6 protein-coding genes are annotated in these 13,540 nt (G+C 33.7%); 5 read left to right on the top strand and 1 reads right to left on the bottom strand.

The window, feature by feature from the left end; all coding sequences use genetic code 11:
• Window positions 1–17 precede the first annotated feature (17 nt).
• The 5 genes from ABJD27_RS17115 (at window position 18) to ABJD27_RS17095 (ending at window position 10,467) form a co-directional block, all read left to right on the top strand.
• Window positions 18–1,034 (top strand): hypothetical protein, encoded by a 1,017-nt coding sequence (locus ABJD27_RS17115; protein WP_348168504.1) that lies wholly within the window; start codon window positions 18–20, stop codon window positions 1,032–1,034.
• Window positions 1,035–1,105: 71 nt separating this feature from the next.
• Window positions 1,106–3,943, top strand: coding sequence for an excinuclease ABC subunit UvrA (uvrA, locus tag ABJD27_RS17110; protein WP_348168507.1), 2,838 nt, complete (start codon window positions 1,106–1,108; stop codon window positions 3,941–3,943).
• A 36-nt stretch (window positions 3,944–3,979) separates the two neighbouring features.
• A complete protein-coding gene (locus tag ABJD27_RS17105) occupies window positions 3,980–4,669 on the top strand; it encodes a TIGR00730 family Rossman fold protein (RefSeq protein ID WP_348168510.1) in 690 nt (229 codons plus the stop codon).
• 279 nt (window positions 4,670–4,948) lie between these two features.
• Complete coding sequence (locus ABJD27_RS17100; RefSeq protein ID WP_348202074.1) at window positions 4,949–7,777, top strand: metalloprotease; 2,829 nt, start codon at window positions 4,949–4,951, stop codon at window positions 7,775–7,777.
• Between the two features lie 278 nt (window positions 7,778–8,055).
• The gene (locus ABJD27_RS17095) at window positions 8,056–10,467 is read left to right on the top strand and encodes a thiamine pyrophosphate-dependent enzyme (protein WP_348161915.1); all 2,412 of its coding nucleotides are present in this window, start codon (window positions 8,056–8,058) and stop codon (window positions 10,465–10,467) included.
• A gap of 60 nt (window positions 10,468–10,527) precedes the next feature.
• Here the strand turns inward: ABJD27_RS17095 and ABJD27_RS17090 are convergent, their stop codons facing one another.
• Window positions 10,528–13,539, bottom strand: a complete 3,012-nt coding sequence (locus tag ABJD27_RS17090; RefSeq protein ID WP_348161917.1) for an efflux RND transporter permease subunit — start codon at window positions 13,537–13,539, stop codon at window positions 10,528–10,530.
• Window position 13,540: the final 1 nt, after the last annotated feature.

Here is a 13,540-nt window from a genome sequence, read left to right as displayed (position 1 = left end):
GGAAGTAAATCATCTAGATGAAATTAAGAAATTTTATCAATTTTGTTGTGCCATATATCCCAGCTTTTATAAGCCTTTTGGGATGTATCTTCATTATATGGGGTCTAGAAAATTGGATTCCCAAAGACACACTCGCTTTAGATAAAATAGATACGATTTTAGGTATTATATGTATTACGAGTATTTTTCTTGTTATTGTTCTTTTTATATTTATCCTTAACAAAACAAATCAACTTCGTTTTAGCAGTAATACACTGAGCACAGAAATTAATACACTTACCCAAAAAATACATCATTTCAGAAATATTGTAGATATCCTTGTACGTTCTGAAGTATGGACAACTGGTCTTAAGGAATATATAGATAAAGAATTTGGTGATTTGAACTACTTTACCATGAAGGAATTTTACAAAGGTAGATCAAAGCTCGCTTTAGAATATATAGAAGAAAACAATCGTTATGGTGATTCTGAAAACTTATATTTAGAAGCAAAATCTCTTTTACTTAACGACCCATCAAATAGCAAAGTAGAAACCTTTTCTAACCCTCGTACCTATTCTCCCCGTATCCTTAAAAAGTGGGTAGAACATAAATGTGGATCAGGAATCTGGTATTACTTTGGTTATAAATATGCATCATATAAAGATGAACTTGATGTAAATCGCATTTTCGAACGTCATCAAGAAAAAATTTTAAGTTATGCCGTACAATTAGATACACATCGTTATCAAGATATGGGATTTAGTGAAGATTTACTTTCTAAACTAGGAGAGCAAATGTCTGAAGAAATTATACCAAGACTCTTTAGTATTACTATGCAATCCCAACAACGTGTTCCTCGTATTATTAACTTTACGTTTATATTGCTTGCATTACTTACAGTATTTGGAATTTTCTTACCTATAGGAACCTTATTATTTCAATTACCACTACTTTATAGTTTTATATCTATAGGGCTTGTTTGTAGTATCTTATTATTTATGACGCTTTCCATTTATCCATTTGTCATAAAAGAGATAAATACAGGGCGATAAATATTCTGGGATAAATACAATCACCTTTCTAATGTGCTGGTAAATAAGTAAATTTGTGGTTTTGCAAATTTATGACACAAACTGACGAAATCATTGAAGTTTATGGGGCTAGAGTTCATAATCTCAAGAACATTGATGTATTAATTCCTAGAGAAAAACTTGTTGTGATTACTGGGCTTTCTGGAAGTGGTAAAAGCTCTCTTGCTTTTGACACCATTTATGCCGAAGGTCAACGTCGTTATATAGAGACTTTCTCTGCCTATGCACGTCAGTTTTTAGGTGGTCTCGAACGTCCAGACGTAGATAAAATACAAGGACTCTCACCTGTTATTGCTATCGAACAAAAAACAACCAGTAAAAGTCCTAGATCTACCGTAGGGACTATTACAGAAATCTATGACTTCCTAAGACTACTCTATGCAAGAGCTAGCGATGCCTACAGTTATAATACTGGTGAAAAAATGGTGAGCTATACAGATGATCAGATTAAAGATCTTATCACAAAAAGTTTTGAAGACAAACGCATTAATATTCTTGCCCCAATTGTACGTTCTCGTAAAGGACATTATAGAGAACTTTTTGAGCAAATAGCAAAACAAGGTTTTGTAAAAGTCCGAGTAGATGGAGAAGTAAGAGACATTGTAAAAGGGATGAAGATTGATCGTTACAAAACTCACGATATAGAGATTGTTATAGATCGGCTTGTGATAAAGACGACAGATGATGATGATGATAAACGCTTGCGCGAAAGCATAAACACAGCCATGTACCATGGTGATGATGTACTTATGATCCTTGATCAAGATACAGATGAAGTTCGCTATTTTAGTAGAAATCTGATGTGTCCATCTACAGGAATATCTTATCCAAATCCAGAACCTAACAACTTTTCATTTAACTCCCCAAAAGGAGCATGCCCAAAATGCAATGGTATTGGAGAATTATATGAAGTAAATGCAGATAAAATTATTCCTGATAAGACAAAGTCTATTCAAAATGGAGGCCTAGAACCACACGGTCCTCATAAGAATAATTGGATATTTAAACAATTACAACTCATTGCAGATAGATTTAAATTTAAACTAACCGATCCTATAGAAAAGATTCCCGCTGAAGCCTTAGAGTTTATTTTTTATGGAGGAAATGAGAAGTTTTCTGTACAATCCAAGGATCTTGGCGTTACTAGAGACTATAAAATAGATTTTGAAGGTGTTGCAAATTTTATAGAAAACACCTTTAACTCAAGTGAATCTACCTCTCTTAAACGTTGGGCAAAAGGATATATGGATAAAATACGATGTCCACAATGCGAGGGTTCAAGATTACGTAAAGAATCTTTATTCTTTAAGGTAGAAAATCAGAGCATTTCTGAGCTTGCCCATATGGACATCTTAGAGTTACAAAATTGGTTTGAACAATTAGAATCTAAGCTCTCAGAAAAACAACTTAAAATAGCCTCAGAAGTTATAAAAGAAATAAAGACTAGAATCCAATTCCTAGTCGATGTAGGACTTACCTACTTATCATTACATCGTAGTTCAAAATCATTATCTGGTGGAGAAGCACAACGTATTCGTCTGGCAACTCAAATAGGATCACAGCTTGTTGGAGTACTCTATATTCTAGACGAACCAAGTATCGGATTACATCAACGAGATAATGAGAAACTTATTAACTCTTTAATCTCTCTTCGAGATATTGGAAACTCTGTTATTGTGGTAGAGCATGACAAAGACATGATAGAACGTGCAGATCACGTAATAGATATAGGTCCAAGAGCTGGTAAATACGGAGGAGAAATTATAAGCCAAGGAACCCCTAAAGAATTACTAACTCATAGTACGCTCACTGCACAATATCTTAATGGAGAAAAAGAAATCTCAGTTCCTAAGCAACGTAGAGAAGGAAATGGCAAAACTATTGAGTTAAAAGGCGCCACAGGAAATAACCTTAAGAAAGTAAACATAAGTATCCCTTTAGGAAAAATGGTGGCTGTTACAGGTGTCTCTGGTAGTGGAAAATCTACATTAATTAATGAGACATTATATCCTATTATGAATGCTCATTATTTTAATGGAGTAAAAAAACCAATGCCTTATAAAAGCATCAAAGGACTAGAGCATTGTGATAAAGTAATTGATATTAATCAGACACCTATAGGAAGAACACCACGTTCCAATCCTGCTACTTATACAGGAGCTTTCAGTGAGATCCGTTCTTTATTTGCAAAAACTCCTGAAGCCCTAATTCGAGGTTATAAACCTGGACGTTTTAGTTTTAATGTTACTGGTGGTCGTTGTGAGACATGTAAAGGCGGCGGCTTACGTGTGATCGAAATGAACTTCCTTCCCGATGTATATGTAGAGTGTGAAACCTGTCAAGGGAAACGTTTTAATAGAGAAACTCTAGAAATACGATATAAAGGAAAAACCATCTCTGATGTTTTAGAAATGACCATCAGAGAAGCTACCGATTTCTTTGAGCATATTCCAAAAATTTACAGAAAGCTTAAAACTATTAAAGATGTAGGCCTAGGATATATTACCTTAGGACAGCAATCTACAACACTCTCTGGAGGAGAAGCACAACGTATAAAACTAGCATCCGAACTTAGTAAGCGAGATACTGGAAATACATTTTATATTTTAGATGAACCTACAACAGGATTACATTTTGAAGACATTCGTGTATTAATGGAAGTGCTTAATAAACTCGTTAATAAAGGAAATACGATATTGATCATAGAACATAATCTAGATGTTGTAAAAATGGCAGATTATATTATCGATATAGGATATGAAGGTGGAAAAGGTGGAGGCGAAGTTGTCGCAAAAGGAACGCCAGAACAATTAGTAAAAAACAAAAAGAGCTATACTGCTCAATTTTTAAAAAAGGAAATAAATCCATGATAACTGTATATTACAGGTATCATAATATGTAATACTATGCAAGAAAACAATAGACCAAAAGGTTGGAATGAGATAAAGACAAACGATTCATGGGCGATATTTAAAATCGTAGGAGAGTTTGTAAATGGATTTGAAAAAATGAGCCAGATAGGACCATGTGTGTCTGTTTTTGGAAGTGCTCGTACAAAAGAGAACGACCCATATTATAAACTAGCTGTAGATGTCTCTAAAAAAATAGCCGAAAACGGATACGGTGTCATCACTGGAGGTGGTCCTGGAATCATGGAAGCTGGAAATAAAGGAGCTCACCTTGCTGGAGGAACTTCAGTAGGACTTAATATAGAACTCCCTTTTGAACAACATGACAATCCATATATAGATAGTGATAAGAGTTTAGATTTTGATTACTTCTTTGTGCGTAAAGTAATGTTTGTAAAATATTCTCAAGGATTTGTAGTAATGCCTGGAGGATTTGGAACACTTGACGAACTCTTTGAGGCAATTACCTTAATACAAACCCATAAAATTCAAAAATTCCCTATCATCTTAGTGGGTACTGAGTTTTGGAGTGGACTTTTAGAATGGGTAAAAACAACATTATTAGATAAGTTTGGAAATATAAGCGCCAAGGATATTGATCTTATTCATCTAGTAGATACTCCAGATCAAGTGATAGAGGTATTAAATGATTTCTATGCTAAATATGAGTTAAGTCCTAACTTTTAATCTATAGTAGATTAACTATTATTTATGAAATAAATAAATCAGTTTGGCTTAAAAATTGCGGAGTTATAGAGTATATTTCTTTTGTCTGCATTAATATATAATTCAGACAAAAGGATACTCATAAAGTATCCTTTTGTAAATATTAATCGTTATCACGCTTAAAACACATATCTTTAAAAAAAAACTTCTAACGCTATCCTATCTAATGATATCAAAAATATACTTGAAATTACACACAGATAGTATCATACGTAAACCATTTGAAATTATAATCCTTTCTTGAAAAATCTCCTTAATGCCCTTTTATGTTGGTGCTTAGTATGCACTGTTGCAATTGCACAAAATACCATAGGAATAAATGCACATTTATTACCTGAGGAAGATATTATTGAGATTACACAAAGTATTACCTATCAAAACACAAGTCAAGATACTTTACAAACAATATATCTTAATGACTGGGCTCATAGTTTTTCTTCAAAAGAAACACCTCTTGCAGTACGATTTGCACAAGATTTCGAAAAGAAATTTCATCTTGCCAAAGAAAAAGAACGTGGTTATACGGATATTACATCTATATATGATGGCGCTACATATTTACAATATAAAAGACTGGAAAAGGCACAAGACGTTATAGAAGTGGCTCTTAAAAAACCCATACCTCCCAAAGGTTCCTATACACTTAAACTTATATATAAAGTAAAATTACCCTATGCTCGCTTTACGAGGTATGGAGTTACAAAAAACAAAGATTATAATCTTAGATACTGGTATATTACACCTGCGATATATGATGGTACCTGGCAATATTATAGTAATAAGAACTTAGTAGATCGTTATTACCCTAATAGTGATATCAGAATTACCTTCTCTTTTCCAACAGAATATACAATTATAACAGATTTTGAAACCCGCATAGAAAATACGTCCTATAACACAAAAGAAAAAATTGCCATTCTCAACGGGAAAGACCGCATCAACCCAAGGGTTTACCTCACTAAAAATTCAATTTTTCAAAAAATCGAAACCGATTTTTTAACCTTACATTCTGATATAGATGACAGACTGGTTGGCGCTCCAATAAAAGCCTTAATTATAGACCGTATCGCTGGGTTTATGAAGAAAAATTTAGGAGAATATCCACATGAAACACTACTTGTCACAGAACTAGATTATAAAGAAAATCAAGTATATGGTCTTAACCAACTACCTAACTTTATACGTCCTTTTCCAGATGGTTTTCAGTATGAAATTAAGCTTGTAAAGACCATTATTAGTAAATATATAGACAATACACTTCTCGTTAATCCTAGGACAGATAGGTGGCTTATTGATGGCATGAAGGTATACCTTATGCAACAGTATATCGATACCTACTATCCAGATTTAAAAGTAGTAGGAAGCCTAGATAAATACTGGTTAGTAAGACAATTTTATATCTCTAAGTTGGAGTTTAATGATCAGTACAACCTCTTATATATGAATATTGCGAGGCTCAATCTAGATCAACCTTTATCCAAGCCATATGACTCGCTCATCAAATACAATGTACAGATCGCAAATGCTTATAAAAGTGGGACAGGTCTTAGGTATCTAGAAGACTTTATAGGGAATGGTGCTATAAAGAATACCATAAAAGAGTTTTACAGCAATTATAATCTACAACAAGGCGTTAGTTCAAAAGACTTTGAAAAACTCATTCGCAGTAATAGTGAGAAAAATTTAGATTGGTTTTTTGATGAATACATCACGACAAGACGTAAACTAGATTTTAAAATAAAGAATTCAAAAAGAGAAGGAGACTCTTTAATTGTAACGATAAAAAACAAAAGAGACAACCCTGCTCCTATCTCTGTATATGGGCTGAAAGACGGAGAAGTCGTTTCAAAAACGTGGGTAGAAAATATAGATAAGACAAAAACAGTTGCTCTCCTCGCCGATAGTATTGATAAAGTCGTCTTAAACTATGATGAGATCATCCCTGAATATAATTTAAGAGATAGTTATCATAAACCAAATGGCTTTCTAGGTATTAATAAACCACTTCAACTTAAGTTTTTACAAGATTTTGAAAACCCAAGTAAGAATCAAGCTTTTATTATCCCTACAGCAGAGTTCAATATATATGATGGACTAAGCCCAGGACTTAAGTTATATAACAACACTATTTTACGAAAGAACTTTAGGTACAAACTAGAGCCACAATTTGGTCTGCGTTCAAAAGCATTAATCGGAAAAGCTTCTCTCTCATACACACACTTTCTTGAGGACAGTAAATTATTTAGTATTCGGTATGGCCTATCTGGAAACAGGTCTTCTTTTGGTCCCGATTTATTCTTTGAACGATTTATACCTTTTGTAAATTTTAGCTTCAAACCAAAAGATTATAGAGCAAATAGAGGCTCAAACCTCTCTGCACGATTTATTCGTGTACAACGTGATGAAGACTTTAGACAAGAATCACAAGATCCTGATTACTCCGTATTTAATTTACGTTTTACTCACAGTGATCGCGCTATTATAAATACGGTAAGTTATAATGCAGATTTACAAGTTGCCAGAGATTTTACTAAACTATCGGCTACCTTTTTTTACAGACATTTATACCTCAATAATCGTCAAATAAACTTACGCTTTTATGCTGGTGCCTTTTTAAGAAACAAAACAAGAGACAGCGGAGACTTCTTTAGTTTTGCATTAGATAGGCCTACAGATTATTTATTTGACTTTAATTATTATGGAAGATCAGAAAGTAGTGGTATCTTCAGTCAGCAATTTATCTTTGCAGAAGGAGGTTTTAAATCAAATTTAGAACCAGCATTTGCAAATGAATGGATCACAACAATAAATGCAAGTACAACCATCTGGAAATACATTTATGCTTATGGTGATGTTGGTCTTGTAAAAAACAGATCACAAACACTAGAACCTGTGTATGACACTGGGATTCAAGTAAGCCTTTTGGATGATTATTTTGAATTATTTTTCCCTGTATATTCCAATTTAGGTTGGGAAGTTGGTCAGCCTAACTATGACCAGAAAATTCGATTTATTGTCTCTTTAGACATTGATACCATCATTCGACTTTTCAAACGCAGGTGGTATTAAAACAGATTACATTAGAGTAAGACAATTCAATAGTTGATACTTAATCAGGAATAAACATTATGCAAATAAGGATATTTTTGTGTACGCTTTCGCGAAAGCGTATTTAACCTATTCAACCTTATTGATTTCTTAACAAAAAGTCAAATATTTGCATTTTATTGAAATATTCGCAAATAAAATGCGACAATACCGAACTATATTCAATTTGTTAACGCAAAATCGGTTTGCTTTTGAGGTCTATTTTTCTTAATTTTGCACTCCTTTCACAACAACTCTCTATGGCAACAACTAAGACTCAAAATACGAAGTTATCTTTTGAAGATTTTAAAGAATCAGTTATTTCTGATTATAAAATAGCAGTTACGAGTCGTGAATGTAGTTTGTTAGGAAGACGTGAAGTACTTACTGGGAAAGCAAAATTTGGCATCTTTGGAGACGGTAAAGAGTTACCACAATTAGCATGGGCACGTGCTTTTAAAAACGGTGATTTTAGATCTGGATACTATAGAGATCAAACCTTTATGATGGCCATAGACCATCTATCTATAGAGCAGTTTTTTGCTGGATTATATGCTCATACAGATATTGATTTTGATCCTATGAGTGCTGGAAAGCAAATGGGAGGTCACTTTGCAACTCATAGTCTGGATGAAAACGGAGATTGGAAAAACTTACTTACGCAAAAAAATTCTAGTGCAGACATTTCTCCTACTGCTGGGCAAATGCCACGATTATTAGGACTAGCACAAGCTTCAAAAGTGTATCGTAATGTTGCTGGAACAGAAAAAGAAAACTTTTCTGATAATGGAAATGAAGTTGCTTGGGGAACGATAGGAAATGCAAGTACAAGTGAAGGTTTATTTTTTGAAACTATAAATGCTGCAGGAGTTTTACAAGTACCCATGGTCATTAATGTTTGGGATGATGAGTACGGAATCTCAGTACACGCAAGACACCAAACAACAAAAGAAAATATATCAGAAATCTTAAGTGGATTTCAACGTACAGAAGAACAAAATGGATACGAGATTATCCGAGTAAACGGCTGGGACTATCCTGCACTTATAGAAGCTTATGAACGTGCTGGAAAAATTGCACGTGAAGAGCACGTACCTGTACTTGTACACGTATTACAACTTACTCAACCACAAGGACACTCTACCTCTGGTTCTCACGAGCGTTATAAAGATGAAGAAAGACTTGCTTGGGAAAGAGCAAATGATTGTAATGTGAAGTTTAAAGAATGGATCATTGCACAAGGACTAGCAACCGAAGAAGAACTTGACCTTCTTGATAAGGAAATTAAGAAAGAAGTAAGAGACGGTAAAAAAGCTGCTTGGAGTGCTTTTTCATACCCAACACAAACCGAGCAACAAAAAGTACTCGCCATTCTAGCAGACGTTATTAGTGAGTCTTCTAATGGAAGTTTTATACAACCACTTCACACGAAGTTATCGGAGATTAAAGAGCCTCTTAAAAGTGATATATTAAGTACTGCACGTAAAGCATTACAATATACCATAGGAGAATCGTCTTCTGCCAAAGAAACACTTCAAGATTGGATTACCTCATATATAGAAAAAACACAACCAGATTACAGTGCTCATTTATATAGTGAGACAGACTCTAATGCAACAAACATTGTCGAAGTACTTCCTGAATTTGAGGCAGAAAGTAATCTTGTAGACGGTCGTGTGATCTTACGAGAAAACTTTGATGCTATATTTAATAGTCACCCTAATGCACTTGTTTTTGGAGAAGATGCGGGAGCTATTGGGGATGTAAATCAAGGACTTGAAGGATTACAAGAAAAATACGGAGAATTACGCGTTGCAGATACAGGAATACGTGAAGCTACCATTATAGGTCAAGGTATCGGGATGGCTATGAGAGGCCTACGCCCTATTGCAGAAATACAATACCTAGATTATTTATTATATGCTATCCAGATCTTAAGTGATGACTTAGCAACACTACGTTACCGCTCACACGGAAAACAAAAAGCACCACTTATTGTACGTACTAGAGGGCATAGACTTGAAGGGATCTGGCATAGTGGATCACAAATGGCTGCCGCTATTCATTTATTAAGAGGTATGTACATCCTTACTCCTCGTAATATGACTAAAGCTGCTGGTTTTTATAACACACTCCTAGAAAGTGACGAACCAGGACTCATTATAGAATGTCTTAATGGATATCGCCTTAAAGAAGAAATGCCAACCAACTTAAGCAATATCAAAACACCGATAGGTGTTGTCGAAACTGTAAAAGAAGGTTCTGATATTACATTACTTTCTTATGGAAGTACTTTACGTATTGTACAGGACGTTGCAAAACAACTCCTAACAGTAGGAATTAATGCAGAGGTAATTGACGCACAATCGTTACTTCCTTTTGACTTGAATCACGACGTAGTAAAGAGTGTTCAGAAAACCAACAAAATCTTAGTCATTGACGAAGATATGCCTGGTGGAGCAAGTGCCTATTTATTACAACAGGTATTAGATGATCAAAATGCATATCAATACTTAGACAGTAAGCCACAAACACTTACTGCAAAAGCGCATAGACCAGCATATGGTACCGATGGAGATTACTTCTCCAAGCCATCTGCCGAAGATATTTTTGAAAAGGTATATGAGATGATGCACGAGGTAGATCCAGAAACGTATCCCGCTTTTAGATAATCTCATATTAAATGTTTTTTATATTTTTTGCTTAAAGCGAAAATAGATTCTTGATGTTTTCTAGCGATCAAATATTCTAGTTAAAAACGAATATAACAACGGAATAAAATAGAGACTTATAAATGTACCTATTAGCATCCCTCCTATCACTGTAAGTGCTAGCGGGCGTTGCAATATACTTCCTAAACTTTGTAAGAATAAAAAAGGGAATAATGCCAATATGGTGGTTAATGACGTCATCAAAATAGGCTTAAACCTCATTGTTCCTCCGCGTTTTATAGCTTCATCTACAGTATACCCTTCTTTTCGTAAAAGATTAATAGTATGTAATTTTAATATACTATCATTAATAATGATACCGCTCATCACCACAATACCTATAGCGGCCATAATATTAATAGTCCCTCCAAAAAGCCATAACATACATAATGCACCACCTATATCTATAGGAATCTCTAAAAGAATAATAAAAGGTTGCCATAGCGATTCAAATTGAGCCGCCATAATAAAATAAAGTAATAATACAGCAATAAAAATAACTATATAAAGCTCTTTACTTAACGTTTTTATGTCAAACCAATTCCCTGAAAATCTAATGTTGTACGGGCTTGTTCTAAACTGATTATACAGTAAATCAACTTCATCGTCTATTGCATTTTGAGTATCTAGTGTATAGGGTAGGAATTCTCCACTTCTATCTGCCTGGATACTTTTGTACTGAGCTATATTTTGAATTTTAATCACATTTTTTACGGGGATCAATTCTTTATCTACATTTTCTACAAATAATGATGCCAGTATTTTCTCTAGATCAACAGGATTATAACTTAGTTTTATAGGGATAAATTTTTGAGCAGTTTTTAAATCATCTATAACATATTCACCAAGTGCAGTTTTTAATTCATTAATAAGACTCTGATAATTAATATTGTAAAGTGCAATATTCTCAAATAATACTTGGATAATTATAGTTTCCTTTAATGAGACTTTACTACTTGTTTTTGTATCAAATAATTGATCTATTTCTGGTAGTTCTTCTACAAGTGGGACTTCTAAGCCATTCTTTGCATAGACATGCGCCTTAAGTGCTGTTTGATCAGATCCAAAAGTATACTCAAAAATAGTTTTTGGGGGAGAGAAATACGCTTTCGCGAAAGCGTACTTAGACTTAATACTATTTGTAATTGTATGCTGAATATGTATCAAATCAGACGAAGTTGCAGCTTCGATATACACATCGGCTTCAGAAAAACCTTTTATTTGTTCTCGTTGTAACAAAAATTGCTGCTCGCCTATTAAACTGTAATGATTTATAATACCTTGAGTCGAAATGACAATGTCTTGGATTCTTCGCTTGTTTTCTTTTAATGTTATATTATCATTCCAATCGATAGTCAATATAGTTTCCCTTTGATCCAAATCTGGGAGTTGAGAATATGGAAGTATGTTCAAAAAAAGAATAGCCAACCCCGTTCCTAAACCTGCAATAGTATACACAATCCACTTTTGTTTGAAAAAGAAATAATACCCTCTTTCATATAATATCTCTAGTTGCTGTGTTTTTAAACTACCTCGAAACCAGTTTTCAATCTTATATTTTTTGGTATGTAATCTTAAGTATATAACAGGAATAATAAGAATCGAAACTAATAAAGAAGAAACCAGTCCTATACTAACAGCTAATGCTTGATCATAAAACAAGGCACCTGTAATACCACTTAAAAAAAGCAACGGAATAAAAACAGAACAGGTTGTTAATACAGAGCTAATAAGAGGTGTAATTATTTCATTTGTGCCATGAGTACAAGCATCAAATAAAGAAAATCCTGCTTTGATTTTTTGAGTAATATTATCAATGACTATAATAGCATTATCAATCATCATTCCCACACCAAGGATAAGACCTGATAGCGATATTATATTAATTGAAAGTCCAAAAACATACATTAATAACACACTTATAATGAGTGATAGTGGTATACTCAATCCAATAATAATAGGAGACTTAAAATCTCTTAAAAAAAAGAACATCATTAAAATAGCCAGACTACTTCCTATCCATAAACTAGATTTTAAATTATCTATGGATACCTTAAGTAGTTTGGTTTGATCCTGGTTTGTGTGAAATACTAAATCTGGATAATCTGTAGTCAATGATTTGGTGAGAGCCTCCAAATCTTCTTGTAGCTTATACACCTTTGCATCTGCCTGTTTTATAATAGATAATACAAGAACACGCTCTCCATTTAAAAATACACTCCCCCGTTGTTTCCTAGGTTGTAATTTAACCTTTGCTATATCTTTAAGCTGAAACAAACGTCCAGATACAGTAATATATATATCCTCTATATCTTTTTGTGTGCGTAGCGGATTTGAAAATTTAAAATTATATTGATAAATTCCATTCTGAATTATGAGGTTTCCCAGTTCAAAATTATTTTGTCGTATCGTATTTGTAATTAACTCGTTTGTTATATTTAAAGATATGATTGCGTCTCTATTTGGAGTAATTATTAACTCTCCTTCTATTTGACCACTCATATCTGCAAGAGCAATATCTGGCAATTGTTCTATCCTTTTTTTTAAAACAGTTTCTGTAAACTCACTTAACTGTAAAAAACGCTCATCAGTATATGGTTCCTTTAATCCAACAGTTAGATTTATTATTGGTATATCAGAAGTAGCTGCTTTAATCACTTTAGGCCTTTCCAAATTTCTAGGAAGAAAGTTAAGAGTAGCATCAACCTTTTCATTCGTTTCTATAAAAGCAAAATCGGTATTAACACCATAATCAAAAACAAGAGTAATGGTTCCTGAGCCATCCCGAGCCTCACTAGAAATGTCCTTAAGTCTAGATATTTGAAGTAATTGATTTCGTAAAGGTCTTATAACATTAGTTTCTAATTCCCTTGCAGTATTATTAGGATAACTCACCTGAATTGTAATTTTCGGAATTGGAATATCTGGCATTAATGCAGTAGGAATTTTAAAAATAGCAACCGTGCCTAGCAACAAAAAAGCAAGTGATGCCATAAAAACAGCTACAGGTCGTTGTAAAAGAAACCGTATCATC

The sequence above is a fragment of the Dokdonia sp. genome (assembly GCF_039945015.1).
Lineage (GTDB): Bacteria > Bacteroidota > Bacteroidia > Flavobacteriales > Flavobacteriaceae > Dokdonia.
The sequence above is the reverse complement of the archived record's forward strand: the minus strand, read 5'-3'. Positions and strand labels throughout refer to the sequence as shown.

Bases quoted from the DNA above. Each gene is read 5' to 3' on its own strand.
- ABJD27_RS17115 (WP_348168504.1), top strand. From the start codon at position 18: ATGAAATTAAGAAATTTTATCAATTTTGTTGTGCCATATATCCCAGCT.
- ABJD27_RS17105 (WP_348168510.1), top strand. From the start codon at position 3,980: ATGCAAGAAAACAATAGACCAAAAGGTTGGAATGAGATAAAGACAAAC.
- ABJD27_RS17095 (WP_348161915.1), top strand. From the start codon at position 8,056: ATGGCAACAACTAAGACTCAAAATACGAAGTTATCTTTTGAAGATTTT.
- uvrA (WP_348168507.1), top strand. From the start codon at position 1,106: ATGACACAAACTGACGAAATCATTGAAGTTTATGGGGCTAGAGTTCAT.
- ABJD27_RS17090 (WP_348161917.1), bottom strand. From the start codon at position 13,539: ATGATACGGTTTCTTTTACAACGACCTGTAGCTGTTTTTATGGCATCA.